General features: G+C 55.3%; 22 protein-coding genes. 18 read left to right on the top strand and 4 right to left on the bottom strand.

Going from position 1 to position 26,522, the window contains the following annotated elements:
• The 16 genes from pbpC (at position 1) to ABFI50_RS03375 (ending at position 19,383) form a co-directional block, all read left to right on the top strand.
• Complete coding sequence (gene pbpC, locus ABFI50_RS03450) at positions 1 to 2,328, top strand: peptidoglycan glycosyltransferase PbpC (RefSeq protein ID WP_347485363.1); 2,328 nt, start codon at positions 1 to 3, stop codon at positions 2,326 to 2,328.
• An 88-nt stretch (positions 2,329 to 2,416) separates the two neighbouring features.
• Positions 2,417 to 4,795, top strand: coding sequence for a DMSO/selenate family reductase complex A subunit (locus ABFI50_RS03445; protein ID WP_347485361.1), 2,379 nt, complete (start codon positions 2,417 to 2,419; stop codon positions 4,793 to 4,795).
• Positions 4,792 to 5,421 carry a DMSO/selenate family reductase complex B subunit gene (locus ABFI50_RS03440; RefSeq protein WP_032635853.1) on the top strand — a complete coding sequence of 210 codons (630 nt, stop codon included), beginning with the start codon at positions 4,792 to 4,794 and terminating at the stop codon, positions 5,419 to 5,421. The genes ABFI50_RS03445 and ABFI50_RS03440 overlap by 4 nt, the downstream gene beginning before the upstream one ends.
• Positions 5,414 to 6,202 carry a DmsC/YnfH family molybdoenzyme membrane anchor subunit gene (locus ABFI50_RS03435; protein ID WP_347485358.1) on the top strand — a complete coding sequence of 263 codons (789 nt, stop codon included), beginning with the start codon at positions 5,414 to 5,416 and terminating at the stop codon, positions 6,200 to 6,202. The genes ABFI50_RS03440 and ABFI50_RS03435 overlap by 8 nt, the downstream gene beginning before the upstream one ends.
• Entirely contained in the window at positions 6,202 to 7,077 is an 876-nt protein-coding gene (locus tag ABFI50_RS03430) for a 4Fe-4S binding protein (RefSeq protein WP_088127155.1), read from the top strand. The genes ABFI50_RS03435 and ABFI50_RS03430 overlap by 1 nt, the downstream gene beginning before the upstream one ends.
• A gap of 121 nt (positions 7,078 to 7,198) precedes the next feature.
• Positions 7,199 to 7,630 carry a nucleoside-diphosphate kinase gene (ndk, locus tag ABFI50_RS03425; RefSeq protein WP_003860625.1) on the top strand — a complete coding sequence of 144 codons (432 nt, stop codon included), beginning with the start codon at positions 7,199 to 7,201 and terminating at the stop codon, positions 7,628 to 7,630.
• Between the two features lie 169 nt (positions 7,631 to 7,799).
• The gene (locus ABFI50_RS03420; protein WP_014884812.1) at positions 7,800 to 8,966 is read left to right on the top strand and encodes a bifunctional tRNA (adenosine(37)-C2)-methyltransferase TrmG/ribosomal RNA large subunit methyltransferase RlmN; all 1,167 of its coding nucleotides are present in this window, start codon (positions 7,800 to 7,802) and stop codon (positions 8,964 to 8,966) included.
• A 292-nt stretch (positions 8,967 to 9,258) separates the two neighbouring features.
• Positions 9,259 to 10,266 carry a cytoskeleton protein RodZ gene (rodZ, locus tag ABFI50_RS03415; RefSeq protein ID WP_023338666.1) on the top strand — a complete coding sequence of 336 codons (1,008 nt, stop codon included), beginning with the start codon at positions 9,259 to 9,261 and terminating at the stop codon, positions 10,264 to 10,266.
• 26 nt (positions 10,267 to 10,292) lie between these two features.
• On the top strand, positions 10,293 to 11,411 hold the full coding sequence (gene ispG / locus ABFI50_RS03410; RefSeq protein WP_023337626.1) for a flavodoxin-dependent (E)-4-hydroxy-3-methylbut-2-enyl-diphosphate synthase: 1,119 nt from the start codon (positions 10,293 to 10,295) through the stop codon (positions 11,409 to 11,411).
• An 80-nt stretch (positions 11,412 to 11,491) separates the two neighbouring features.
• Entirely contained in the window at positions 11,492 to 12,766 is a 1,275-nt protein-coding gene (hisS, locus tag ABFI50_RS03405) for a histidine--tRNA ligase (RefSeq protein WP_088127154.1), read from the top strand.
• Between the two features lie 13 nt (positions 12,767 to 12,779).
• Complete coding sequence (locus tag ABFI50_RS03400) at positions 12,780 to 13,400, top strand: YfgM family protein (protein WP_014884808.1); 621 nt, start codon at positions 12,780 to 12,782, stop codon at positions 13,398 to 13,400.
• 10 nt (positions 13,401 to 13,410) lie between these two features.
• Complete coding sequence (bamB, locus tag ABFI50_RS03395) at positions 13,411 to 14,589, top strand: outer membrane protein assembly factor BamB (RefSeq protein ID WP_014884807.1); 1,179 nt, start codon at positions 13,411 to 13,413, stop codon at positions 14,587 to 14,589.
• Positions 14,590 to 14,701: 112 nt separating this feature from the next.
• Positions 14,702 to 16,174, top strand: coding sequence for a ribosome biogenesis GTPase Der (der, locus tag ABFI50_RS03390; protein WP_014884806.1), 1,473 nt, complete (start codon positions 14,702 to 14,704; stop codon positions 16,172 to 16,174).
• 299 nt (positions 16,175 to 16,473) lie between these two features.
• Positions 16,474 to 18,018, top strand: a complete 1,545-nt coding sequence (locus tag ABFI50_RS03385; RefSeq protein ID WP_023331072.1) for a peptide MFS transporter — start codon at positions 16,474 to 16,476, stop codon at positions 18,016 to 18,018.
• A gap of 58 nt (positions 18,019 to 18,076) precedes the next feature.
• The gene (locus tag ABFI50_RS03380; protein WP_088127153.1) at positions 18,077 to 19,111 is read left to right on the top strand and encodes an oxidoreductase; all 1,035 of its coding nucleotides are present in this window, start codon (positions 18,077 to 18,079) and stop codon (positions 19,109 to 19,111) included.
• 50 nt (positions 19,112 to 19,161) lie between these two features.
• On the top strand, positions 19,162 to 19,383 hold the full coding sequence (locus ABFI50_RS03375; RefSeq protein ID WP_088127152.1) for a zinc ribbon domain-containing protein: 222 nt from the start codon (positions 19,162 to 19,164) through the stop codon (positions 19,381 to 19,383).
• Here ABFI50_RS03375 and ABFI50_RS03370 read toward each other — a convergent pair.
• Genes ABFI50_RS03370 through xseA form a run of 3 tightly spaced genes read right to left on the bottom strand, consistent with a single transcriptional unit; the run spans position 19,380 to position 22,182 of the window.
• A complete protein-coding gene (locus ABFI50_RS03370) occupies positions 19,380 to 19,730 on the bottom strand; it encodes a protealysin inhibitor emfourin (protein ID WP_014884802.1) in 351 nt (116 codons plus the stop codon). The genes ABFI50_RS03375 and ABFI50_RS03370 overlap by 4 nt on opposite strands.
• On the bottom strand, positions 19,731 to 20,750 hold the full coding sequence (locus ABFI50_RS03365; protein WP_014884801.1) for a M4 family metallopeptidase: 1,020 nt from the start codon (positions 20,748 to 20,750) through the stop codon (positions 19,731 to 19,733).
• A gap of 58 nt (positions 20,751 to 20,808) precedes the next feature.
• Positions 20,809 to 22,182 carry an exodeoxyribonuclease VII large subunit gene (gene xseA / locus ABFI50_RS03360; RefSeq protein WP_047344891.1) on the bottom strand — a complete coding sequence of 458 codons (1,374 nt, stop codon included), beginning with the start codon at positions 22,180 to 22,182 and terminating at the stop codon, positions 20,809 to 20,811.
• A gap of 159 nt (positions 22,183 to 22,341) precedes the next feature.
• On the opposite strand from xseA, the gene guaB reads away from it, so the two are divergent.
• Both guaB and guaA read left to right on the top strand, forming a co-directional pair.
• Positions 22,342 to 23,808: an IMP dehydrogenase gene (gene guaB / locus ABFI50_RS03355; protein WP_014884799.1), complete on the top strand. Its 1,467-nt coding sequence runs from the start codon at positions 22,342 to 22,344 to the stop codon at positions 23,806 to 23,808.
• A 69-nt stretch (positions 23,809 to 23,877) separates the two neighbouring features.
• Positions 23,878 to 25,455 (top strand): glutamine-hydrolyzing GMP synthase, encoded by a 1,578-nt coding sequence (gene guaA / locus ABFI50_RS03350; protein WP_088127151.1) that lies wholly within the window; start codon positions 23,878 to 23,880, stop codon positions 25,453 to 25,455.
• A gap of 349 nt (positions 25,456 to 25,804) precedes the next feature.
• Here guaA and ABFI50_RS03345 read toward each other — a convergent pair whose 3' ends face one another.
• Positions 25,805 to 26,503 (bottom strand): HNH endonuclease, encoded by a 699-nt coding sequence (locus ABFI50_RS03345; protein WP_099458936.1) that lies wholly within the window; start codon positions 26,501 to 26,503, stop codon positions 25,805 to 25,807.
• Positions 26,504 to 26,522: the final 19 nt, after the last annotated feature.

The raw sequence follows: 26,522 nt of genomic DNA, 5'->3' as shown, positions 1-26,522 counted from the left end.
ATGCTGAAAGCACGTCTGACACGCTCCCGCTGGCTCTGGCTGGCGGGAGCGCTTCTCATTTTATGGGGGCTGGTTTTCGCCGCCGACCGCCTGTGGCCGTTACCTCTGAAAGAGGTTAACCCCGCCCGGGTGGTGGTGGATGAGAACGGCACGCCGCTGTGGCGTTTTGCTGACGCGGAGGGCATCTGGCGCTATCCGGTGACCATTGAAGAGGTCTCTCCCCGCTATCTTGAGGCGCTAATCCAGTATGAAGATCGCTGGTTCTGGGATCATCCCGGCGTAAACCCACTCTCTGTCATGCGCGCCGCCTGGCAGGATCTGACCTCCGGGAGAGTGGTCTCGGGTGGAAGTACGCTTACCATGCAGGTGGCGCGCCTGCTGGATCCGCATCCGCGCACCTTCGGTGGAAAGATCCGTCAGCTCTGGCGGGCGATGCAGCTGGAGTGGCATCTCTCCAAACGCGATATTCTTACGCTGTATCTCAACCGTGCCCCGTTTGGCGGCACGCTGCAGGGGGTAGGGGCAGCAAGCTGGACCTATCTGGGGAAACCACCTTCGCAGCTTAGCTACTCCGATGCAGCGCTGCTGGCCGTACTGCCGCAGGCACCAAGTCGTCTGCGCCCGGACCGCTGGCCGGAGCGGGCCGAAGCGGCACGCAATAAAGTGCTCGACCGCATGATGACCCAGGGCGTCTGGTCAGAAAAACAGGTAAAAGAGTCCCGTGAAGAGCCGGTATGGCTGGCTCCCCGTCAGATGCCGCAGTTGGCGCCGCTTTTTGCTCGCATGATGCTCGGCAAAAGCCGCGACACAAAAATTGTCACCACGCTGGATGCCGGACTACAACGACAGCTGGAAGAGCTGGCGATGAACTGGAAATCCCGCCTGCCGGCACGCAGCTCGCTGGCGATGATTGTCGTGGATCATACGGATATGAAAGTGCGCGGCTGGGTCGGTTCGGTGGATATTAACGACGACAGTCGATTTAGCCATGTTGATATGGTCAATGCGATCCGATCGCCGGGATCGGTGCTGAAACCCTTTATTTACGGTATGGCGCTGGATGATGGCCTGATCCATCCCGCCTCATTGCTTCAGGACGTTCCTCGAAAAACCGGTGATTATCGCCCCGGAAATTTCGACAGCGGCTTCCACGGGCCGGTCAGCATGAGTGAAGCGCTGGTACGCTCCCTCAATCTGCCGGCGGTGCAGGTGCTGGAAGCCTACGGGCCAAAGCGTTTTGCCGGAATGCTGAGCAATGCCGGGCTGCCGCTGATCCTGCCTGCGGGGGCGCAACCGAATTTGTCGCTGATTTTGGGAGGTGCAGGCGCGCGGCTGGCCGATATCGCCGCTGCCTACAGCGCCTTTGCCCGACACGGCAAGGCGGGAAGGCTGCGCTTCCAGCCTGGCGACGCGCTTGTTGAACGCCCGCTGTTATCGGCAGGTTCAGCGTGGATTATTCGCCGTATTCTCGCCAACGAGGCGCAGCCGCTGCCGGACAGTGCGCTACCGCAAATTGCGCCGCTGGCGTGGAAAACCGGCACCAGCTACGGCTACCGTGATGCCTGGGCAATAGGTCTGAACGCCCGTTACGTCATTGGCATCTGGACCGGACGACCGGACGGTACGCCCGTGGCCGGGCAGTTTGGTTTTGCCAGCGCGGTGCCGCTCCTGAATCAGGTAAATAACCTGCTTCAGTCTCGCTCGACGGTAGACGAAGCCCGCCTGCCGCGCGATCCGCGTCCGGAGAGCGTCGGGCAGGGTGTGATCTGCTGGCCTGGCGGTCAGTCGCTGCCGGAAGGCAGTGAAAACTGTCGGCGTCGCCTTTCCACATGGTTGCTGGAAGGAAGTGAGCCGCCTACGCTGCTTTTACCGGAACAGGAAGGTATTCGCGGCATTCGTTTCCCGGTCTGGCTTGATAAAACGGGTAAGCGTGTTGCAGCAGATTGCCCGGATGCCGCGGAGAAAATCCTCGATGTCTGGCCGCTGCCGCTGGAGTCGTGGCTGCCAGCAGCAGAAAAAAGGACGGCGCGTCTTCCTGCGAAATCAACAGTCTGTCCGCCTCTGGATAATAACAATGCGGCACCGCTTATGATTTCGGGAATCAGAGAGGGAGCTGTGATTAAGCGACTCCCGGGTGAAGGAAATGTGACGCTTTCTGTCAGTACGACAGGTGGAGAAGGTGAGCGCTGGTGGTTTTTAAACGGAGAACCGTTAAAAGGACGGAATTATAATTATTCATTAAAATTATATTTGCCGGGTAATTATCAATTATTTGTGATGGATGAGGCAGGACAAACGGCGACGGTAAATTTCGAGCTGGGCCGTTAAGTTTTACCCCTAAAGCGTTAGCTTGATAATTATCAACATTCGTTCCTGAAAAAAAACGAGAATGCGTTTTTATTTGAAGGAACGAGCAATGAAAAAAAATAAAAATCAGGGAGAGGGTTTTATTCCCGAGATATCCCGGCGTCAATTTATTCAGGCAGGATCGGCGCTCGCCGCCCTTCCGCTTGTTGTGACAACCCGCACCGTGCAGGCGCAGGACGCCGCGGCAACACGTGCGGCGCCGGAAGAAAAAGTGGTGCAAACCTGCAGCACGTTTGACTGCGGGGGGAAGTGTGATATTCGAGCTCACGTCAGCGAAGGCGTTGTCACCCGTATTTCCACGCGCCCGGATAATGCATTGGATCCGCAGATGCCGGTTATGCGTGCCTGCGTTCGTGGCAGAGCGTATCGGAAATTTGTTTATCATCCCGATCGGCTTAAATATCCAATGAAGCGTACAGGTAAACGTGGCGAAGGAAAATTCGAACGTATTACCTGGGATGAAGCCACGACGCTGATTGCGAATCAATTAAAAACGATTACGCAAAAATACGGTGCGGCTTCACGCTATGTTCATGTGGGCACCGCAGTTTCTGGCGGAACGTTTTCCGGCGATAAAATGGTTCGTCGTCTGCTCAACTTAACGGGCGGCTACCTCGAAAGCTATCACTCGGTCAGTATGGGCAACACGGCGGCAGCCACGCCGTATACCTATGGTACCGCCGCCAGCGGCAGTTCTCTGGATACACTGCTTGATACGAAACTGGTCATCCTCTGGGGCCATAACCCGACGGAGACGATTTTTGGTCACAGCAACTACTTCTTCCAGAAGATGAAGCAAAACGGCACCCGCTTTATCGTTGTCGATCCGCGCTATTCAGACACGGTTTCCTCCCTTGCCGATCAGTGGATCCCGCTGCTTCCTGCCACCGATAACGCCCTGATGGATGCCATGATGTTCGTGATCGTCACAGAGAACCTGCACGATCGCGACTTCATTCAGCGCTATACCCTGGGCTTTGACGAAGCATCAATGCCGGAAGGCGTTCCGGCCAATGAATCCCTGATGGCTTACCTGAGCGGGGCAAAAGACGGCGTGGCGAAAACCCCTGAGTGGGCCGAGAAAATTACCCATGTGCCTGCGCAGACTATCCGTCAGCTGGCTCGCGACTACGCAAATACTAAACCTGCTGCACTGATCCAGGGTTGGGGGCCGCAGCGTCACAACTGCGGCGAGCGCACCGCGCGCGGCTCAACGTTACTGGCGACGCTAACGGGTAACGTCGGCGTAAAAGGCGGCTGGGCGGCAGGCTATGGCGGCTGCGCTAACCGCAAATTTGCCGTTGGGCCCGAAATGCCGGATAACCCGGTAAAGGCCAAAATATCGGTGATGAACTGGGTGCAGGCCGCCGACGATGCTTCTCAGGTGACGGCTGAAGTCGGTCTGAAAGACGCAGACAAGCTGGACAGCAATATCCGCATCCTGTTCTCGCTGGCCGGCAATTACCTGGCTAACCAGAACCCGGATCTCCATCAGGCGACCCGCGTGCTGGAAGACGAGTCGAAAATCGAATTTATTGTCGCAAGCGATCTGTTTATGACGCCGAGCGCCAGATACGCCGATCTTCTCCTGCCGGAAACCAGCTTTATGGAGCGCTGGAATATTGGCGAAACCTGGGGGACCGCGAGCTATCTGATCCTGTCGGAAAAGCTGATTGAGCCTGAGTTTGAGCGCCGTTCAGATTACGACTGGCTGCGCGAGGTTGCCGCGAAGCTCGGCATTGAACCCGCGTTCAGCGAGGGCCGTGACGAAAAAGCGTGGATTGAGCACATCTGGGAGCAGACGCGGCTGGCGATGCCGGAGGAAAATCTGCCGGACTTTGCGACGCTACAGAAGACGCGTCAGCATCTTTTCAAAAGCGCGCCGTACGTTGCCTTTGAAGACAACATTCGCGATCCGCAAAATCATCCGTTCCCGACGCCGTCCGGGAAGATAGAGATCTTCTCGAAGCGCCTGTACGACATGCATCACCCGGAAATTCCGGCGCTATCGCACTACGTTCCCGCTCATGAAGGGCCGGAAGATGAACTGGCGAAAACCTTCCCGCTTCAGCTGATTACCTGGAAAGGGAAAAACCGTGCCAACTCAACTCAATATGCTAACCCGTGGTTGATTGAAGCCCAGCAGCAAAAGCTGTGGATTAACCCGCAGGATGCGCAAAAGCGCGGCATTGCACAGGGCGATACCGTGCGCATCCATAACGCGCGCGGCATTTGTGAAATCCCGGCCGTGGTGACGCCGCGCATCATTCCGGGCGTCGTTGCCATGCAGGCTGGTGCCTGGTGGCAGCCGGACGAGCAGGGTATTGATAAAGGCGGTTGCGCGAACGTCCTCAGTTCAGCCCGTATTACCGCGCTTGCGAAAGGGAATTCTCATCAAACCATGCTGGTGGAGGTAGCGAAAGCATGAGTCAGTTTAAACACTACGCGCCGGTGAGCGATAAACAACTGGGTTTTTATATCGACTCCTCCCGCTGTTCGGGCTGCAAGGCCTGTCAGGTGGCGTGCAAAGATAAAAATAACCTTGAGGTTGGACGTCGTTTCCGCCGCGTTTATGAAGTCAACGGCGGAAATTTCATTCCAACCGGGCAAGGGGGCGTCAGCAATAACGTTTTTGCTTACACGCTCTCTATTTCTTGTAACCACTGTGCGGACCCGGTCTGCACCAAAAACTGCCCGACTACCGCGATGCACAAGCGTCCGGGCGACGGCATCGTGCGCGTCGATACGGACAAGTGCGTTGGCTGCGGCTACTGCGCATGGTCATGTCCTTACGGCGCGCCGCAGCTCAATGAGCAGACCGGACAGATGTCGAAATGCGATTTTTGCGTGGATCTCCAGGCAAAGGGGGAGCAGCCAGTCTGTGTGGCGACCTGTCCGCTCGAAGCGATCAAATTCGGACCCATTGATGAACTTCGGGAGAAATACGGCGCGGTCTGCGATGTGAAAGGTTTGCCTGATTCTTCCATCACACAACCGAACCTGGTAATCAAAGCGCATCAGGGTGCAGAGAAAGAGGGGAAGCGTCATGCATGAGTTACCGTTGCTGATATTTACGCTGTTCCTGCAGGGATCGGTAGGCGTGACCCTCTGGCTGGCGTTTGGCGAGGCGCGTGCATCGCAATCTCGTCTGCTGCTGCCCGCTGCCGGGGCGTTTGTCCTGGCCAGTCTGGGGCTTCTCTCCTCGGCGCTGCACATGGGCTATCCGCTCAACGCCCTTAACGCGCTGCGCCATGTTTCCAGCTCCTGGCTGAGCCGTGAGATCGTCTTTGCCAGCCTTTACCTTGCGGCACTGGGCCTTGCGACGCTGCTGATGTTTGCCAAAAAACCAGGCTGGAAGCTGCTGTTGGTTGTGGCCGGTGTTGTCGGGCTGGTGGATGTGTTCTGCATGGCGCAGATCTACATGCATACGTCGGTGGTGACCTGGCAGCACATTAACACTCTGGTGCTGTTCATCGGCTCGGTGGGGATCACAGGCTCAGCCTGCATGGCCGTTGGGCTGCGCTGCCAAACTTCCGTGCGTGCGGCGGTTGTTATTGTCGCGCTGCTGGTGCTTGTGCGTCTGGTCATGCAGCCCGTCTGGCTGGCAGACATTGCGACCATGGATAACACCGTGGTGACGTTCCCTCACGCACCGTTGCAGATGCTGGAGCAACTGCGCACGGTACATCTGCTGAGCTGGTGCGTTTCGGTTGCGGGTATGCTGTGCTTTGCCGCGGGCGGTCTGAAAGCGGTGCGAGGCCCAATGCTGCTGGGCAGTGCGCTGTTGATCGTGGGTGAGCTTATGCTGCGCTTCGTTTTCTTCAGTATTGGCTGATGGGCGAATTGTCATTATCCCCGGCGATAGAGGTGACGCATGCGTGTGTGCGTTGCCGTTTTCGCCATGCTGCCTGCAGTGCCTGCGCGGACGTTTGTCCCGCGCAGGTTTTTTCTTTTACTGAAATGGGCATCTCGGTTGATGAACAGCGCTGTATAGGCTGCGGTGACTGCCTGTTCGTCTGTCCCACCGAGGCCATTACCGAGATCACGCCGCGAAAACGCTTTCTGCGTGGCGATACCCTCGTTGGGCCTTTTACTGAACATGCCCCAGGGGTGAATGAGCTGCTGCTATGGCACGCGCAACACGGTGTGCGTTTTATCAGTATTGAAGCGGAACACTACCCGGCCTGGTTACTGGCGCTTGCCCGGCTTAATCTTGTGCTTCGTCGACGGGGTGAAGCGGTATGGGCTTTTAAGCCTGACCCGATCAACGAGGTGAATATTGCCCGCCGTGCGCTTATGTATGTTCCGCGGGAGGATGTGCGCCGCTGTAACGTCGTGCCGGGCCAGCGTCAGCTGCGCAGGGCATTCGCAGGATTTAGTGAGTCAGATATCGTTCTCGACATCGGAAAATGTATGTTGTGTGGGGCATGCTGGCGAAGCTGCACGGAAAACGCAATTCGTTTTGAGAATGCCACGCTGGTGGTGGAAACCGGACGCTGTACCGGGTGTGGGGGGTGCGAAGCGGTGTGTCAGCATGGCGCGATAAGCATAACGCAGACAGAACAGAGCGCGAAAAGCAGCGTGACGCCTGCCTGTGAGGCTGTTTGCCTGACGTGTCATCTTCATTTCTGGTCATTCAGGATGGATGAAAAGCACTGCCCCCTCTGTTCACGCCATCACTTCGCTATGCGCGATTCGACCTGTTGCTAATCTTCGTCTCATTTTAAAAAAATGTTATGCAGAACCATAGGCAATGGCGCTATTGCTCATTATAATCCGCGCCACACCATACTCAGGTATGCAAAACAACAGAACATTGACAGAGGTTATCATGGCTATTGAACGTACTTTTTCCATCATCAAACCAAACGCGGTGGCAAAAAACGTTATTGGCAGCATCTTCGCTCGCTTTGAATCAGCAGGGTTCAAAATTGTTGGCACCAAAATGCTGCACCTGACCGTTGAGCAGGCTCGCGGTTTCTACGCTGAGCACGAAGGCCGTCCATTCTTTGACGGTCTGGTTGAGTTCATGACCTCCGGTCCTATCGTGGTATCCGTGCTGGAAGGCGAGAACGCAGTACAGCGCCATCGCGATCTGCTGGGTGCAACCAACCCGGACAACGCGCTGGCCGGTACCCTGCGCGCTGACTACGCGGACAGCTTCACCGAGAACGGCACCCACGGTTCTGACTCCGTTGAATCTGCTGCACGCGAAATCGCCTTCTTCTTCGCAGAAGGCGAAGTGTGTCCACGCACCCGTTAATTTAACGGTTTCGTTTACACATTAATTTCGTAAATGCCACGTGCAAACGTGGCATCCCTGCGCCAGACTTTGTACAATGCAACGCCCCGGATGAGCAGACCGCTGTCCGGGGCGTTTCTATTCAACCCTCCAGGGGCCACAACGTGTAACAACGAGGCCGGAAAATATTATGTCTGAATTAGTGAATACCTCCGAAGTCGCCATTCCTGCGGTTCCCAATAAAAATGGAAAAATTAACCTGCTGGACCTGAACCGTCAGCAGATGCGCGAGTTCTTTAAAGATATGGGTGAGAAGCCGTTTCGTGCCGATCAGGTGATGAAATGGATGTACCACTACTGCAGCGACAACTTTGATGAAATGACTGACATCAACAAAGTGCTGCGTAACAAGCTCAAAGAAGTGGCTGAAATCCGCGCCCCGGAAGTGGTGGAAGAGCAGCGCTCTGCCGATGGCACCATCAAATGGGCGATTGCCGTAGGCGATCAGCGCGTTGAAACCGTCTATATCCCGGAAGAAGACCGCGCCACGCTGTGTGTCTCCTCCCAGGTGGGCTGCGCGCTGGAGTGCAAATTCTGCTCTACCGCACAGCAAGGGTTCAACCGTAACCTGCGCGTTTCTGAAATTATCGGCCAGGTCTGGCGTGCGGCGAAAATCGTCGGTGCGGCAAAAGTGACCGGTACGCGTCCTATCACCAACGTGGTGATGATGGGGATGGGTGAGCCGCTGTTGAACCTGACTAACGTGGTACCGGCAATGGAAATCATGCTGGATGACTTCGGTTTTGGCCTGTCCAAGCGTCGTGTGACGCTGTCGACGTCAGGCGTTGTCCCTGCGCTGGATAAGCTTGGCGACATGATTGACGTTGCGCTGGCTATCTCCCTGCACGCACCAAACGATGAAATTCGTGACGAAATTGTACCGATCAACAAAAAGTACAATATCGAAACCTTCCTCGCTGCCGTGCGCCGCTACCTGGAGAAATCCAACGCCAACCAGGGCCGCGTCACCATCGAGTACGTGATGCTTGACCACGTTAACGACGGTACCGAGCACGCGCATCAACTGGCTGAGCTGCTGAAAGATACGCCATGCAAAATCAACCTGATCCCATGGAACCCGTTCCCGGGGGCGCCGTATGGCCGTAGTTCGAACAGCCGTATCGACCGTTTCTCCAAGGTACTGATGGAGTATGGTTTCACCACTATCGTGCGTAAAACCCGTGGTGATGATATTGATGCAGCGTGTGGACAACTGGCTGGCGATGTCATTGACCGAACCAAACGTACCCTGCGTAAACGCATGCAGGGTGAGACGATTGCGGTCAAAGCTGTTTGATTATTATGCACTCACGGCGCATTATCTGCGCCGTGATGCATAATCTTACTGAATAATCAGTCAGATTCGTGAAGACTGATCAATAATTACGGTGCGTTTCATCCGACTTTCGGGCAGTATGTAACGACGTAACAACAGTTTAGCCGTTCGGGCAGGGCTGTACTGTCATCTCCGGGCTGACAGTCTTATACTGTCTGTTCAAGGTTAACTGACCTGAAGTTTCGCGGTGCGGGTGGCATTGTGACTCACCGGCACCTGAACCCTTTTTTTCACGTACCAGTAGTTGTAGCGAATGAATACTGAAGCCACTCACGACCAACATGAAGCACTCTCCACTGGCGTTCGTCTTCGCAACGCCCGTGAACAACTCGGACTCAGCCAGCAAGCCGTTGCAGAACGCTTGTGCCTGAAGGTTTCCACGGTTCGCGATATTGAAGAAGATAAGGCGCCTGCCGATCTGGCTTCAACATTTCTGCGCGGTTATATCCGCTCTTACGCAAAACTGGTGCACATCCCCGAAAACGAATTACTGCCAATGATGGAGAAGCAGGCACCGGTTCGCGCAGCGAAAGTGGCGCCGATGCAAACTTTCTCCCTGGGGAAACGTCGTAAAAAACGTGATGGCTGGCTGATGAGCTTTACCTGGCTGGTGCTGTTTGTGGTGATCGGCCTGACCGGCGCGTGGTGGTGGCAAAACCATAAGGCGCAGCAGGAAGAGATCACCACCATGGCCGATCAATCCTCTGCTGAACTCAATCAGGCAGGGAATGGTGGCGCTCAGAGCGTCCCGCTGAACACCGACGGTGCAGCCACCTCAAGCGAGCCGCAAACAACGGCTCCGGCAACCGATGCGGCGCAGGCTCCGGCAGCCACGGCTAACACCGCTGCGCCTCAGGCTCAGGATCAGAACGCGGTCGTTGCCCCTTCTCAGGCGAATGTTGATACTGCGGCGAACGCGCCTGCGGCGACTCAGCCAACGGACAATACCGCGGCATCCCTGCCAACCGACCCGGCGGCGACTGCCGCACCAGCAGCCGATCCAAACGCGCTGGTGATGAACTTCACTGCCGACTGCTGGCTGGAAGTCACTGACGCGACAGGTAAAAAACTGTTTAGCGGCCTGCAGCGGAAAGATGGCACGTTAAACCTAACGGGTCAGGCACCTTACAAACTTAAAATCGGCGCTCCGGCAGCGGTACAGATCCAGTATCAAGGAAAACCTGTCGACCTGAGCCGCTTTATCAGAACTAACCAGGTTGCACGTCTTACCGTTAATGCCGAACAATCAGCAGCACAGTAACAGACGGGCAACGCGGGAGATTTTTCATGCATAACCAGGCTCCGATTCAACGTAGAAAATCGAAACGGATTTACGTTGGGAATGTGCCAGTCGGCGATGGGGCACCCATCGCCGTTCAGTCGATGACCAACACGCGCACCACGGACGTGGAAGCAACGGTCAATCAAATCAAAGCATTAGAGCGTGTAGGCGCGGACATTGTTCGCGTCTCCGTGCCCACCATGGATGCCGCAGAGGCGTTCAAGCTGATCAAACAGCAGGTCAGCGTTCCGCTGGTAGCGGATATCCACTTCGACTACCGTATCGCGCTGAAAGTCGCCGAATACGGTGTTGATTGCCTGCGTATTAACCCGGGCAACATCGGTAACGAAGAGCGCATCCGCATGGTGGTGGACTGCGCCCGTGACAAAAATATCCCTATCCGTATCGGCGTCAACGCGGGATCGCTGGAAAAAGATCTGCAGGAAAAATACGGTGAACCCACGCCGCAGGCGCTGCTCGAATCCGCGATGCGCCATGTCGATCATCTCGATCGTCTTAACTTCGATCAGTTCAAAGTTAGCGTAAAAGCGTCTGATGTATTCCTCGCGGTGGAGTCGTACCGCCTGCTGGCAAAACAGATCGATCAGCCTCTGCATCTCGGGATTACCGAAGCGGGTGGCCTGCGTAGCGGTTCTGTCAAATCCGCGATCGGTCTGGGACTGCTGCTCTCTGAAGGGATCGGTGACACCCTGCGCGTTTCGCTGGCGGCCGATCCGGTAGAAGAGATCAAGGTCGGTTTCGATATCCTGAAATCACTGCGTATTCGTGCGCGTGGGATCAACTTCATTGCCTGCCCAACCTGCTCGCGTCAGGAATTTGATGTGATCGGTACGGTGAATGCCCTGGAGCAGCGTCTGGAAGATATCATCACCCCGATGGACGTCTCCATCATCGGCTGCGTGGTGAACGGTCCGGGTGAAGCGCTGGTGTCCACATTGGGCGTGACCGGCGGTAACAAGAAAAGTGGTCTCTATGAAGATGGCGTTCGTAAAGATCGTCTGGATAATAGTGACATGATCGACCAGCTCGAAGCTCGCATCCGCGCTAAAGCCGCGATGATGGACGAGACACAGCGTATTAGCGTTCAGCAGGTTGAAAAATAACGTGATGGGAAGCGTGCCGCTTCCCATGTATGATTGAACCCATTCTTTGGGTTTTTTTTGTATATAGAAAGAGAATAAACGTGGCAAAAAACATTCAAGCCATCCGCGGCATGAACGATTACCTGCCTGGCGAAACCGCCATCTGGCAGCGCATTGAAGGCACACTGAAGCAGGTGCTCGGCAGCTACGGTTACAGCGAAATCCGTTTGCCGATTGTAGAGCAGACCCCGTTATTCAAACGCGCGATCGGCGAAGTGACCGATGTGGTTGAAAAAGAGATGTACACCTTTGAGGACCGCAACGGCGACAGCCTGACTCTGCGTCCGGAAGGGACGGCGGGCTGCGTACGCGCCGGCATCGAACATGGTCTTCTGTACAATCAGGAGCAGCGCCTGTGGTATATCGGCCCGATGTTCCGCCACGAACGTCCGCAGAAAGGTCGTTATCGTCAGTTCAACCAGCTGGGTGTGGAAGTGTTTGGCCTGCAGGGTCCGGACATCGACGCCGAACTGATTATGCTGACGGCCCGCTGGTGGCGCGCGCTCGGTATTGCTGAGCACGTTTCGCTGGAGTTGAACTCTATCGGTTCTCTGGAAGCGCGTGCGAACTATCGTGATGCGCTGGTTGCATTCCTGGAACAGCATAAAGACAAGCTGGACGAAGACTGCAAACGCCGCATGTACAGCAACCCGCTGCGCGTGCTGGATTCCAAAAACCCGGATGTGCAGGCGCTGCTGAATGATGCACCTGCACTGGGTGACTACCTGGACGACGAGTCTCGCGAACACTTTACCGGCCTGTGCAAGCTGCTTGAAGCGGCGGGCATTTCCTACACCGTGAACCAGCGTCTGGTGCGCGGCCTGGACTACTACAACCGCACCGTGTTTGAGTGGGTGACCACCAGCCTCGGTTCACAAGGCACCGTGTGTGCCGGCGGTCGTTATGACGGTCTGGTTGAGCAACTGGGTGGCCGTGCAGCACCTGGTGTTGGCTTCGCGATGGGCCTTGAGCGACTTGTTTTGTTAGTTCAGGCTGTTAATCCGGAATTTAAAGCAGATTCCGTTGTCGATATATACCTGGTGGCCTCAGGCGCGGAAACGCAGTCTGCGGCGATGCAGCTTGCCGAACGCGTGCGCGATGCGCTGCCGGGCGTTAAGCTGATGACCAATCATGGCGGCGGCAACTTCAAAAAACAGTTTGCTCGTGCCGATAAGTGGGGCGCAAGTATTGCACTGGTGCTGGGTGAGTCCGAAGTGGCTAACGGCGAAGTGGTAGTTAAAGACCTGCGCTCTGGTGAGCAAACAACGGTAACGCAGGACGGCGTTGCGGCGCATTTGCGCACTCTATTGGGCTAAGGAGAAAGACTGCGTGGAAATTTACGAGAACGAACACGATCAGGTCGACGCGATTAAACGCTTCTTTGTTGAGAACGGCAAAGCGCTGGTTGTTGGGGTGATTTTGGGTGTGGGCGCGCTGATTGGCTGGCGTTACTGGAACAATCATCAGGCGGATACCGCGCGCGGCGCGTCTCTGACCTATGAAAATACCGTGAGCGCGATTCGTGCCGATCAGCCACAAACGCTGGTTGCGGCAGAGAAATTTGCTGCTGACAACAAAAACACCTACGGCGCGCTGGCTGCGCTGGAAGTGGCTCAGCAGTACGTTGATAAGAACGAACTGGATAAAGCTGTTGCTCAGTTGACTCAGGGTCTTGCTGCTGCCAGCGATGAAAACCTGAAAGCAGTGATTAATCTGCGCCTGGCACGTATTCAGGTTCAGCAGAAAAAAGCTGACGATGCGCTGAAAACGCTCGATACCGTTAAAGGCGAAGGTTTTGCTGCCATCGTTGCCGATCTGCGCGGTGAAGCGCTGCTGAGCAAAGGTGACAAAGCGGGCGCGCGTAAAGCGTGGCAAGCTGGCGTGGATAGCAAAGCTTCACCTGCGCTGAGCGAAATGATGCAGATGAAAATAAATAATTTGTCCGTCTGAGAGGGACCCGATGCAATTGCGTAAATTACTTCTGCCAGGACTGCTTTCTGTTACGTTATTGAGTGGTTGTTCACTGTTCAGTGGCGAAGAAGACGTTGTAAAAATGTCCCCACTGCCGACGGTTGAAAACCAGTTTACCCCTTCTACCGCGTGGGATGTCTCCGTTGGTAATGGTATTGGTGACTTTTATTCCAACCTTCATCCGGCCTTTGCGGACAGCGTTGTTTATGCCGCCGATCGTAAAGGTACCGTGAAAGCGGTCAATGCTGATGACGGAAAAGAAGTCTGGTCTGTTAACCTGGCGGAAAAAGATGGCTGGTTCTCCCGTAAACCTGCACTGCTGTCTGGCGGCCTGACGGTTGCCGGTGGTCATGTCTACGTGGGTAGCGAAAAGGCGCAGGTTTATGCCCTGAACACCAGCGACGGCTCCATTGCCTGGCAAACTACCGTGGCCGGTGAATCCCTGTCTCGCCCGGTCGTGAGCGACGGCCTGGTGCTGATTCATACCAGCAACGGCCAGCTGCAGGCGCTGAACGAAGCGGACGGTCTGGTGAAATGGACCGTCAACCTTGACATGCCTGCGCTCTCTCTGCGCGGTGAATCTGCGCCTGCTACCGCATTCGGTGCAGCAATTGTAGGCGGTGATAACGGTCGCGTGAGTGCCGTGCTGATGCAGCAGGGTCAGATGATCTGGCAGCAGCGTATCTCTCAGGCTACAGGCTCAACGGAAATTGACCGTCTGAGCGACGTCGACACAACGCCGGTCATCGTAGACGGTGTGGTTTACGCGCTGGCCTATAACGGTAACCTCACCGCGCTGGATCTGCGCAGCGGCCAGATCATGTGGAAACGTGAACTGGGTTCTGTAAATGATTTCATCGTGGACGGTAACCGTATCTATATGGTTGACCAGAACGACCGTCTGCTGGCGCTGAGCACTGAAGGCGGCGTGACCCTGTGGACGCAAAGCGATCTGCTGCACCGTCTGCTGACCGCGCCAGCACTGTACAACGGCAGCCTGGTGGTAGGCGACAGCGAAGGGTATATGCACTGGATTGATCCGGATAACGGCCGCTTTGTTGCACAGCAAAAAGTCGACAGCTCTGGTTTCCTGACCGATCCGGTTGTGGCTGACGGCAAACTGCTGATTCAGGCAAAAGACGGTACGCTGTACGCGATCACGCGTTAATTACCCGGCGGTTGTAGTATACTAAACGGCTCCTGTTCACTCAGGAGCCGTTTTGACATTTTTAAAAACGCCGCGAATGCGACGTTTATTTGAATTTTATGAGGCTTCAAACATGGTACCTGTGGTCGCGCTTGTCGGGCGCCCTAACGTTGGAAAATCCACTCTTTTTAACCGTTTAACACGCACCCGTGATGCGCTGGTTGCGGATTTCCCGGGGCTGACGCGTGACCGTAAGTACGGTCGTGCAGAGGTGGAAGGACGCGAGTTCATCTGTATTGATACCGGTGGTATTGACGGTACAGAGGACGGCGTTGAAACCCGCATGGCGGAACAGTCATTGCTGGCGATTGAAGAAGCGGACGTGGTGCTGTTTATGGTGGATGCGCGCGCTGGCCTGATGCCGGCAGACTCCGCCATCGCCAAACACCTGCGCTCGCGTGAAAAGCCCACTTTCCTGGTGGCGAACAAAACTGACGGCATCGATGCCGATCAGGCCGTTGCGGACTTCTGGTCTTTAGGCCTGGGTGAAATCTATCCCATTGCGGCATCGCACGGTCGCGGCGTGACCAGCCTGCTGGAAACCGTTCTGCTGCCATGGGTTGATGAAGTTAACCCGCCGGAAGAGGTAGACGAAGACGCTGAATACTGGGCGCAGTTTGAAGAGGGCGTTGAGGGCGAAGAAGAGCCTGAAGACGACTTCAATCCGCAGGATCTGCCAATCAAGCTGGCTATCGTGGGGCGTCCAAACGTAGGTAAGTCTACACTTACTAACCGTATTCTGGGTGAAGAGCGCGTGGTCGTTTACGACATGCCTGGCACCACGCGCGACAGCATCTACATCCCGATGCAGCGCGATGAACGTGAGTATGTCCTCATTGACACCGCCGGGGTACGTAAGCGCGGGAAAATCACCGATGTGGTGGAAAAATTCTCCGTTATCAAAACCCTGCAGGCGATTGAAGATGCCAACGTCGTCATGCTGGTCATTGATGCACGCGAAGGAATCTCCGATCAGGATCTCTCTCTGCTCGGCTTTATCCTCAATAGTGGGCGCTCACTGGTTATCGTGGTCAACAAATGGGATGGCCTCAGCAATGAAGTGCGCGAGCAGGTGAAAGAGACCCTCGACTTCCGTCTGGGCTTTATCGACTTTGCGCGCGTGCACTTTATTTCTGCCCTGCACGGCAGCGGCGTCGGTAACCTGTTCGAATCCGTACGTGAAGCCTACGACAGCTCCACCCGTCGTCAGAGCACCGCCATGCTGACCCGCATCATGAATATGGCTGCAGAAGATCATCAGCCGCCGCTGGTACGCGGTCGCCGCGTGAAGCTGAAATATGCTCACGCCGGGGGTTATAACCCGCCAATCGTGGTTATCCACGGCAACCAGGTGAAAGACCTGCCGGATTCCTACAAGCGCTATCTGATGAACTACTTCCGTAAATCGCTGGACGTGATGGGCACGCCTATCCGCATCCAGTTCAAGGAAGGGGAAAACCCGTTCGCTAACAAGCGCAACACCCTGACGCCGAACCAGATGCGTAAGCGTAAGCGTTTGATTAAGCACATTAAGAAAAGCAAATAAGCTTTGCTGAACTCACAAAAGCCCGCGCATGTCGCGGGCTTTTTTTTGCCCAATCATACCGCCGGTTTTCTCTGTGTGATGTCAATCACTATTCACTTTTAACCATGTTTAAAACTAAGAAAGTAGACAATCGTCGAATTTTCGTCTTAAAGTCCCGGGCCCGGTACTAGACAAAACTAGCATCTGGTTATCAAATGGTTAACTAACTTTTCGCCGCATGTAAAAAATCGGTCAGATACGTAACTGGCCGGCGTACTTGCTGGTGTTTACAAGCACGACACATACCTTTCGGGAGAATTATGCAATCCTCTGTTAATCAAAAAGAGAGCCGAACGTTCTTCGGCCATCCGTATCCGCTCGGTTCACTGTTTTTCACCGAGATGTGGGAGCGTTTCTCGTTTTACGGCATTCGTCCGTTACTGATCCTGTTTATGGCCGCCACCGTCTATGACGGCGGGATGGGGCTGGCCCGTGAAAACGCCTCGGCGATTGTCGGTATCTTTGCCGGGACCATGTACCTGGCCGCGCTGCCGGGGGGCTGGCTGGCGGATAACTGGCTTGGGCAGCAGAGAGCCGTCTGGTACGGTTCAATTCTGATTGCGCTCGGCCACCTGTCGATTGCGCTGTCGGCCATCATGGGTGACAACCTGTTCTTTATCGGCCTGATGTTCATCGTGCTCGGCTCTGGCCTGTTCAAGACCTGTATCTCGGTCATGGTGGGGACTCTGTATAAAAAAGGCGATGCGCGTCGTGACGGCGGTTTCTCGCTGTTCTATATGGGCATCAACATGGGCTCGTTCATTGCCCCGCTGATTTCCGGCTGGCTGATTAAAACCCACGGCTGGCACTGGGGCTTTGGTATTGGCGGCATCGGGATGCTGGTGGCGCTGATTATCTTCCGCGTGTTTGCGGTTCCGGCGATGAAACGCTATGACAGCGAAGTCGGTCTGGATTCCACCTGGAACAGTCCGGTGGTGAAGCGTAATGGCGTGGGCATCTGGCTGCTGGTGCTGGCGGCAGGTGTGGCAACGCTCGTGACGCTGATTGCGCAGGGCGTGATTGTGATTAACCCGGTCGCGGTAGCCAGCGTGCTGGTCTACGTGATTGCGGCGTCTGTTGCCCTCTACTTTATTTATCTGTTTGTTTTTGCTGGCCTGAACCGTAAAGAACGCGCCAGACTGCTGGTGTGCTTTATTCTGCTGGTCTCAGCGGCGTTCTTCTGGTCTGCGTTTGAGCAGAAGCCAACCTCGTTCAACCTGTTTGCCAACGACTACACTAACCGCATGATCGGTGATTTTGAAATCCCGGCGGTTTGGTTCCAGTCGATTAACGCGCTGTTCATCATCCTGCTGGCCCCGGTGTTCAGCTGGGCATGGCCGAAGCTCGCGACGAAGAACATCCGCCCAAGCAGTATCACCAAATTCGTGATCGGTATTCTGTGTGCAGCAGCGGGCTTTGGCCTGATGATGCTGGCGGCACAGAATGTACTGAGCAACGGTGGGGCGGGTGTGTCGCCGTTCTGGCTGGTGGGCAGTATCCTGATGCTGACGCTGGGTGAACTGTGCCTGAGCCCGATCGGTCTGGCGACCATGACCCTGCTGGCGCCGGAAAGAATGCGCGGCCAGATGATGGGTCTGTGGTTCTGCGCCAGTGCCTTGGGTAACCTGGCGGCGGGCCTGATTGGCGGTCACGTGAAGGCCGACCAGCTGGATATGCTGCCGGATCTTTTCGCCCGCTGCTCCATCGCGCTGCTGATTTGTGCCGCGGTGCTGATCGTCCTCATTGTTCCGGTGCGTCGTATGCTGGAAAATGCGCAAACGAAACCAGCAGCTAGCGCCTCATAAACCTCAGCGTGCCGAGGCTGGCGTTACGCCCCGGCACGTTATTCCCTGAGGTGAAAATATGCAGTTAGGATTTGTTGGTCTTGGTGCGGTAGTGGAGACAGCGTATCTGCCCGCATTGCGTAACCTGTATGGCCGCCCGGTTCGTTGTTTCGGGTTTGATGTTCTCCCGGCAAAGCACCCTGAAGGCGTGATGCGCTGCGCCTCGCTTGCGGAACTGCTTGCCACCCCGCTTGATACCCTGTTTATCACTACCGCATCGCTGCAACATCTTGAGGTGCTTGAGCAGGCAATCGCCTCACCGATCTCCCGGATTGTGATAGAAAAACCGATTGTCGCCACGCTTCCCCAAATAGATAAGCTTAATGCGCTGCTGGCCACGCCCGGTGCGGCATCCCGAGTGCTGGCGCTCGACCACTGGATGGCGCGCACCGAAACGGCGAAGCGCTCGCTGGTCGATCATTTTTCTGACGTCGTCAGAATCGAAGGCTTTTTGCAGGAGCCAAGCGGGTACAACGCTGTCGGCGAACCCATCGCGCTTAATTTCGCCACCGGTGAACCGGATACCAGAACGCTTCGTCACCCTGATGGCGTGATTCTGGATATCGGTACGCATGTGCTGGCGATGCTGCGTGAAACGATGCGCTTTCTGGGGGGCCATGACGAGATGACGCTACAGGTCGTTGCCGCTAAAGACCGTCTGGGCCGCGTTATTGCAAAAGGAGACCTGACCACGGCGGAAGGCGAGGCGCATCTTCAGGGAAGCATCAGCGGCGTACCGGTGGACATCTGGCTTAACAAATACGCAGGACCTGCGGGCGGGCAAAAAGGCTTGCGTCTGCATCTGCGTGACGGGCGCACCATCAGTCACGACCGGCGCGACGCGGAAGATGTGCTGGAGGTCATTGAGGGGGATGATATTCAGCGCTGGTCTCTCCCCGGCACAATCTACGAGCACTGTCTTGCGGGACATATTCTTGGCGATAAAAGTCTGTTTGAGCGGGATCCGCAGGAGGTGAGCCGTACCACGCGCCGTCGGATCGAGGAAGTTGCGCTGCTGCTGACCTTGCAGCAACAGTTGCGTGGTCCGCACTGAACGCAACGTGGTAAAATTACCCCAGACCTGAATGCTTTGAAGGAGTCACCATGACGATTACCTGCCCGGATTGCCAGGCAACGCTGGAGCCTCAGAATGGGGTGGCGCACTGCGAGAACTGTAACAAAGACATTGCGCTTGAAGCCCGTTGCCCGGCGTGCCATCAGCCGCTCCAGGTTTTAAAAGCCTGTGGCGCGGTGGATTATTTCTGCCAGAACGGCCACGGCTTAATCTCTAAAAAACGCGTGGAGTTTATTCCGGCAGAACGCTAATCACACACGCAGCCTTCGCCTTTCTGCCACAGTTCGACCAGCGACTCGGGTGCTTCCTGCTCGGGCACCAGCACGATGATATCGGCATAATGTGCCTGATTCTGCCCGGTCCAGATAATCTGGATGCGGAAATAGCGCTGGTCACCGCTGCCGGGTGACGTGGCTTGCCCGGGCGGCTGGCCGCGTGGAAACGCCTGCTCCAGGATGCTCACCAGGCGCTGGCGCTGGGCTTCATTGAGCGAGGACAGCGCGATGGTGCGCTGACCGCTCAGCTTAGGAATAAAAGCGACGCCGCCTTCCCGGGCCAGCTCAACTACGGCGTCATCCGTCAGTTCCGGAACCTGCATTTACAGCACTCCCACCTGTTCCCAGGCTTGTTTTATGGCCGCTCCGACGTCGCTACCGGAGCGTTTCTCTCCGTGCGCGATCGTTAGTTTTGCAAAGGCCTCAAAATCTGCATCCTGCGCCAGATTGCGATCGCAAACTGTGTCGTACCAGGCATAACCCGCTTTTTCCCATGCGTGACCGCCAATCGCCGTCGCGGCCAGATAAAACGCCCGGTTGGGGATACCGGAGTTCAGATGCACGCCGCCGTTATCCTCGCGCGTTTTAATGAAATCTTTCATGTGCGCGGGCTGCGGATCTTTGCCGAGCAGCGGGTCATCGTAGGCGGTGCCGGGTTCAGACATCGAGCGCAGCCCTTTGCCGTTAATTCCTGCGGCCAGCAGCCCTTCACCAATCAGCCAGTCTGCTTTATCGGCGGTTTGCTTCAGATGATACTGTTTCACCAGCGAGCCAAACACGTCAGAGAGAGACTCGTTTAGCGCGCCCGACTGTTCAAAATAGATCAGTCCGGCCTCGGTCTCGGTTACGCCGTGGCTCAGTTCGTGCGCCACCACGTCAATGGCAATCGTGAAGCGATTAAATATTTCCCCGTCGCCGTCGCCAAATACCATCTGCTGACCATTCCAGAAGGCGTTCTGATATTCCCGGCCGTAGTGAACGGTCCCGGTCAAAATAAGCCCTTTATTATCGAGTGAATCGCGCTGATATTCTTTCCAGAAGAAATCATGGGTAATCCCTAAATACGCGTAGGCTTCATCGACTGCGACATCGCCATTCGACGGCTGACCCTCATAACGTACCTGGGTACCCGGCAGCTCCTGGGTTTGCTTCGCATCGTAAATATCGCGCTCCAGCTGACCGGCTTTATTCACGTGCGGGGCGGCGGGCTTGCCCGGCATATGGGCCATTAACGTCTGCACATGGGTTAAGGTCTGACGGGCGCAGCGCTGCTGCGGCTCGGAACCCGTTTCGATAATACGACGCAGAATATAAGGGGGAATAACGCTATAAAGATGGGTCATGCAGCTCTCCTTATTAAAAAAGGGAATAGCTGCAGTATAGTAAGTAACCGGCGAAGAATTATCCGGTTTTGCGCTGACGCGTCTTTTTCACCGGTTTAATTGATTTCACTTCGCTTTCTACCCAGCCGTCAGACAGGCGGGTGGTCAGCACATCCCCGGCTTTGACCTGTTTGGTTTGTTTCAGCACTTTCCCGTCCGTCGCGGTGGTGACGCTATAGCCGCGCGCCAGCGTGGAGAGGGGGCTGACCGCTTCAAGATGGGTCACCGCATTGCCAAAACGTTCGCGGGTGGTACTCAGCCGGGCGCGGAGAGTCTCCGCCAGACGAAACTCCAGCTGCTGAATCCGCGTTTGCGCGCGGTAAATTTTCGGCTGCGGATTTTGCTGGTTAAGGCGCTGCGTCACGCGCTGCTGGCGCGAAACGGCGCGTTTCAGCTGAGTATCCAGCGCGATATTCATGCGCTGGCGCAGACGATCCAGCACCGTCTGCTGACGCGCCAGGCGCAGCTGCGGGTGCTGCTGCTGCAGACGATGATGAAGCTGGGTAAAGCGACGGGTACGGTTGGCGAGGAAGTAGTCCATCGCCATTTCAAGGCGCTGCTGGCCGTTCTGGATCTGACGCAGCAGCTCAAGCTGGTTACGACTCACCACTTCTGCCGCCGCGGAAGGCGTAGGTGCACGTAAATCCGCGACAAAATCGGCTATCGTCACGTCCGTTTCATGCCCGACGGCACTCACGACCGGGATAAGGCTGGCAAAGATTGCCCGCGCCACGCGCTCGTCGTTAAAGCTCCACAGGTCTTCCAGCGAGCCGCCACCGCGCCCGACGATGAGTACGTCACACTCCCGGCGCGCGTTCGCCAGCGCAATGGCGCGCACAATCTGGCCCGGTGCATCGTCGCCCTGCACGGCGGTCGGGTAGATGATGACGGGCAGGGAAGGGTCGCGACGCTTGAGTACGTGTAAAATATCATGCAGTGCCGCACCGGTTTTTGAGGTAATGACCCCAACGCAGTGGGCAGGAGAGGGCAGCGGTTTTTTAAACTGCTGGTCGAAAAGCCCCTCGGCAGAAAGCGTTGCTTTTAACTGCTCATACTTCTGCTGCAATAGCCCTTCGCCCGCAGGCTGCATACTCTCGACGATAATTTGATAATCACCGCGCGGTTCATACAGGGTAATATTGGCGCGAACCAGAACCTGCTGGCCGTGCTGCGGACGAAACGTCACGCGGCGGTTGCTGTTGCGGAACATCGCGCAGCGCACCTGGGCGGTGTCGTCTTTTAAGGTAAAGTACCAGTGGCCGGAAGAGGGCTGCGTGAAGTTAGAGATCTCACCGCTGATCCAGACCTGCCCCATTTCCTGCTCAAGCAGCAAACGCACCGTCTGATTCAGGCGGCTGACGGTATAAATTGAGGGGGATTGAGAGGATAACATGTGAGCGGGATCAAATTCTAAATCAGCAAGTTATTCAGTCGATAGTAACCTGCTGAGAGGCAATCGCAAGCATTTTTTTTAAAAAAGTGTAGATGCAATCGGTTACGCTCTGTATAATGCCACGGCAATATTTAACCACCCAGGTCAGAGATATTGCCCATGCTACGTATCGCTAAAGAAGCACTGACGTTTGACGACGTCCTCCTCGTTCCCGCTCATTCCACCGTTCTGCCGAATACTGCCGACCTCAGCACGCAGTTGACGAAAACCATTCGTCTGAACATTCCTATGCTCTCCGCGGCAATGGACACCGTGACTGAAGCGCGCCTGGCTATCGCCCTGGCACAGGAAGGCGGCATTGGCTTTATCCATAAAAACATGTCTATCGAGCGTCAGGCGGAAGAAGTTCGCCGCGTGAAGAAACATGAATCCGGCATTGTGTCTGACCCTCAGACCGTTCTGCCAACCACCACCCTGCACGAAGTGAAAGCCCTGACCGAACGTAACGGCTTCGCCGGTTACCCGGTTGTGACCGAAGATAACGAGCTGGTTGGCATCATCACCGGCCGTGACGTGCGCTTCGTGACTGACCTGAACCAGCCTGTCAGCGTCTACATGACGCCAAAAGAGCGTCTGGTGACCGTTCGCGAAGGTGAAACCCGCGACGTAGTGCTGGCGAAAATGCACGAAAAACGCGTTGAGAAAGCGCTGGTTGTGGATGCGAACTTCCATCTGCGCGGCATGATCACCGTGAAAGATTTCCAGAAAGCAGAACGTAAACCTAACGCCTGTAAAGACGAGCATGGCCGTCTGCGCGTGGGTGCAGCGGTGGGTGCCGGTGCCGGTAACGAAGAGCGTGTTGATGCGCTGGTGGCTGCGGGCGTTGACGTCCTGCTGATCGACTCCTCACACGGCCACTCTGAAGGCGTTCTGCAGCGTATTCGTGACACCCGTGCTAAGTACCCGGACCTGCAGATTATCGGCGGCAACGTGGCAACAGGCGCAGGCGCTCGTGCGCTGGCTGATGCCGGCTGCAGCGCGGTGAAAGTAGGTATCGGTCCAGGCTCTATCTGTACTACCCGTATCGTCACCGGCGTGGGCGTTCCGCAGATCACCGCGGTATCTGACGCGGTTGAAGCGCTGGAAGGCACCGGTATTCCGGTTATCGCTGACGGCGGTATCCGCTTCTCTGGCGACATCGCGAAAGCCATCGCCGCGGGCGCTGCTGCCGTGATGGTGGGCTCCATGCTGGCCGGCACCGAAGAATCCCCGGGTGAAATCGAACTCTACCAGGGCCGTTCTTACAAATCCTATCGTGGGATGGGCTCCCTGGGCGCGATGTCCAAAGGTTCCTCTGACCGTTACTTCCAGACCGATAACGCCGCTGACAAACTGGTGCCGGAAGGTATCGAAGGCCGCGTTGCTTATAAAGGCCGTCTGAAAGAGATCATTCACCAGCAGATGGGCGGCCTGCGCTCCTGTATGGGTCTTACCGGCTGTGGTACCATTGACCTGCTGCGTACCAAAGCGGAATTCGTACGCATCAGCGGTGCGGGTATCCAGGAGAGCCACGTTCACGACGTGACGATCACCAAAGAGTCCCCGAACTATCGTCTGGGCTCCTGATTTTTCTTCGCCCGACCTCGTGTCGGGCGATTTATTTAATCTGTTTCACTTGCCTCGGAATTAGCGTCAATGACGGAAAACATTCATAAACATCGCATCCTCATCCTCGATTTTGGTTCTCAGTACACTCAGCTGGTGGCGCGTCGCGTACGTGAACTGGGCGTTTACTGCGAACTGTGGGCGTGGGATGTCACGGAAGCACAGATTCGCGAATTCAATCCAAGCGGCATCATCCTGTCCGGCGGCCCGGAAAGCACCACCGAAGAGAACAGCCCGCGCGCGCCGCAGTACGTGTTCGAAGCAGGCGTGCCGGTATTCGGCGTCTGCTACGGTATGCAGACCATGGCCATGCAGCTGGGCGGCCACGTAGAAGGCTCTAACGAGCGTGAGTTCGGCTATGCACAGGTAGAAGTCGTCACCGACAGCGCACTGGTGCGTGGTATCGAAGACTCCCTGACCGCTGACGGCAAACCGCTGCTGGACGTGTGGATGAGCCACGGCGACAAGGTCACCGCTATCCCGTCTGACTTCGTAACCGTTGCCAGCACCGAAAGCTGCCCGTTCGCGATCATGGCGAACGAAGAAAAACGCTTCTACGGCGTGCAGTTCCACCCGGAAGTGACCCACACCCGTCAGGGTATGCGCATGCTGGAGCGCTTCGTGCGCGACATCTGCCAGTGTGAAGCGCTGTGGACCCCGGCAAAAATCATCGACGACGCCGTGGAGCGTATCCGCCAGCAGGTTGGTGATGACAAAGTGATCCTCGGCCTCTCCGGCGGCGTGGACTCCTCCGTGACCGCGATGCTGCTGCACCGCGCCATCGGCAAAAACCTGACCTGCGTCTTCGTGGACAACGGTCTGCTGCGTCTGAACGAAGCCCAGCAGGTGATGGACATGTTCGGTGACCACTTCGGTCTGAACATCGTTCATGTGGAAGGCGAGCAGCGCTTCCTGGACGCGCTGAAAGGCGAGAACGATCCGGAAGCCAAGCGTAAAATCATCGGCCGCGTATTCGTGGAAGTGTTCGACGAAGAAGCGCTGAGGCTGGAAGACGTTAAATGGCTGGCACAGGGCACTATCTATCCTGACGTGATTGAATCAGCTGCTTCAGCAACCGGTAAAGCACACGTCATCAAATCTCACCACAACGTGGGCGGCCTGCCGAAAGAGATGAAGATGGGTCTGGTTGAACCGCTGCGCGAGCTGTTCAAAGATGAAGTACGCAAGATCGGTCTGGAACTGGGTCTGCCGTACGACATGCTCTACCGTCATCCGTTCCCGGGCCCGGGTCTCGGCGTGCGCGTACTGGGTGAAGTGAAGAAAGAGTACTGCGACCTGCTGCGTCGCGCAGACGCGATCTTCATCGAAGAGCTGCACAAAGCTGACCTGTACAACAAAGTAAGCCAGGCGTTCACCGTGTTCCTGCCGGTTCGCTCTGTCGGCGTGATGGGTGATGGCCGTAAGTACGACTGGGTTGTCTCCCTGCGTGCGGTGGAAACCATCGACTTCATGACCGCGCACTGGGCGCACCTGCCGTATGACTTCTTAGGCCGCGTGTCTAACCGCATCATCAACGAAGTGAACGGTATTTCCCGCGTGGTGTATGACATCAGCGGTAAGCCACCGGCTACGATTGAGTGGGAATAAGCAGATAACTCTTCCTGTGTTTTCATGAACAGGTAAAAGTGAATTTAACCCTCTTTTTTACAGAGGGTTTTTTATTGTCACCTCAAACCACCTCATAGGGAGATAGTGTTTGATTTCCTTTGGGAGTTCTGCTCTTTGTAAAACGGCTCTCACTCTGTGCTATGCCTTGGCAAAGGGACTGAAGGGCGTATTCGCCCCTCAGTCCTGCTCCGCGGAGATGACTGTGCTATTATCCCGTAAATTGACCAGCTAAACATCTACACGACTGTAAAATTTCCTGTCAAAATTCAAAAATACGAAATTTAGAACTAATTTCGTCATTTTTTAATATATTTTATAAAGCGTACATTTAAGTAAAGCTTTCTACAAAGCCTTTTAACTCTTTCAAAGAATATGGGGGAATTCGAGTATGTGCAATTCGATGACATGTTGGGCACAGCGAAATAAGGTCATCTAAAATTGTTTTTCTTTTTCCTAAACTGATTGGATTTATGTGGTGACAATCTATAATGTATTTATTGTTTACGAAGTATCGTTTCTCACATGACTGACAAGTGTAGTTATCCTTTTTCTTCCGTGCTTCAGCTAATTTTTTATCTCTTGCACTTGTCATTCGACTTGAGTCTTTTCTATATCCCTCTTCGGCTTCAGTTGAGTCGGGATCTAAATATCTAGGATTTACCTGTCCTTCGTTTTTCAAATATATCCTTTCGAAGCCCCCATTGCCTTTTCCAACAAAAGAAGTCCAGTTTGTATTTGTTTTTAAGGCTAATTTCAGATTTTTTATGTAGATTCGATAGCGCGGATATTGCTTTCCTTTTCTTTCGGTATACTCTTCAGCTTTTTTTTCGACAAATTCACCAATGTAGATATGATTAAGGGTGCTTGTTTGGTGAAAAACAATTACATAATCATCGACCCTGTCTTTTGATACAACCCAACAACCAGTAGATGATAATCCCTTATGATCGATGAAAAAGTTGTGCCCCTTGGTTTTGACAGCAACAGCTGTACAACCTTTAGGCAAAATATCTAAATATGAATCCATTTTAAACTCCATATGAATT

Origin of the sequence: Enterobacter sp. HNDS-6 (genome assembly GCF_039850505.1) — a bacterium.
GTDB classification, from domain to species: Bacteria; Pseudomonadota; Gammaproteobacteria; order Enterobacterales; family Enterobacteriaceae; genus Enterobacter; species Enterobacter kobei.
The sequence above is the reverse complement of the archived record's forward strand: the minus strand, read 5'-3'. Positions and strand labels throughout refer to the sequence as shown.

Coding starts and splice junctions, on each gene's coding strand:
- guaA (WP_088127151.1), top strand. CDS start 23,878: ATGACGGAAAACATTCATAAACATCGCATCCTCATCCTCGATTTTGGT.
- bamB (WP_014884807.1), top strand. CDS start 13,411: ATGCAATTGCGTAAATTACTTCTGCCAGGACTGCTTTCTGTTACGTTA.
- ABFI50_RS03375 (WP_088127152.1), top strand. CDS start 19,162: ATGACGATTACCTGCCCGGATTGCCAGGCAACGCTGGAGCCTCAGAAT.
- rodZ (WP_023338666.1), top strand. CDS start 9,259: ATGAATACTGAAGCCACTCACGACCAACATGAAGCACTCTCCACTGGC.
- ABFI50_RS03380 (WP_088127153.1), top strand. CDS start 18,077: ATGCAGTTAGGATTTGTTGGTCTTGGTGCGGTAGTGGAGACAGCGTAT.
- guaB (WP_014884799.1), top strand. CDS start 22,342: ATGCTACGTATCGCTAAAGAAGCACTGACGTTTGACGACGTCCTCCTC.
- ABFI50_RS03440 (WP_032635853.1), top strand. CDS start 4,792: ATGAGTCAGTTTAAACACTACGCGCCGGTGAGCGATAAACAACTGGGT.
- ABFI50_RS03385 (WP_023331072.1), top strand. CDS start 16,474: ATGCAATCCTCTGTTAATCAAAAAGAGAGCCGAACGTTCTTCGGCCAT.
- ispG (WP_023337626.1), top strand. CDS start 10,293: ATGCATAACCAGGCTCCGATTCAACGTAGAAAATCGAAACGGATTTAC.
- pbpC (WP_347485363.1), top strand. CDS start 1: ATGCTGAAAGCACGTCTGACACGCTCCCGCTGGCTCTGGCTGGCGGGA.
- ABFI50_RS03370 (WP_014884802.1), bottom strand. CDS start 19,730: ATGCAGGTTCCGGAACTGACGGATGACGCCGTAGTTGAGCTGGCCCGG.
- ABFI50_RS03445 (WP_347485361.1), top strand. CDS start 2,417: ATGAAAAAAAATAAAAATCAGGGAGAGGGTTTTATTCCCGAGATATCC.
- ABFI50_RS03365 (WP_014884801.1), bottom strand. CDS start 20,750: ATGACCCATCTTTATAGCGTTATTCCCCCTTATATTCTGCGTCGTATT.
- ABFI50_RS03420 (WP_014884812.1), top strand. CDS start 7,800: ATGTCTGAATTAGTGAATACCTCCGAAGTCGCCATTCCTGCGGTTCCC.
- xseA (WP_047344891.1), bottom strand. CDS start 22,182: ATGTTATCCTCTCAATCCCCCTCAATTTATACCGTCAGCCGCCTGAAT.
- der (WP_014884806.1), top strand. CDS start 14,702: ATGGTACCTGTGGTCGCGCTTGTCGGGCGCCCTAACGTTGGAAAATCC.
- ABFI50_RS03345 (WP_099458936.1), bottom strand. CDS start 26,503: ATGGATTCATATTTAGATATTTTGCCTAAAGGTTGTACAGCTGTTGCT.
- ABFI50_RS03435 (WP_347485358.1), top strand. CDS start 5,414: ATGCATGAGTTACCGTTGCTGATATTTACGCTGTTCCTGCAGGGATCG.
- ndk (WP_003860625.1), top strand. CDS start 7,199: ATGGCTATTGAACGTACTTTTTCCATCATCAAACCAAACGCGGTGGCA.
- ABFI50_RS03430 (WP_088127155.1), top strand. CDS start 6,202: ATGGGCGAATTGTCATTATCCCCGGCGATAGAGGTGACGCATGCGTGT.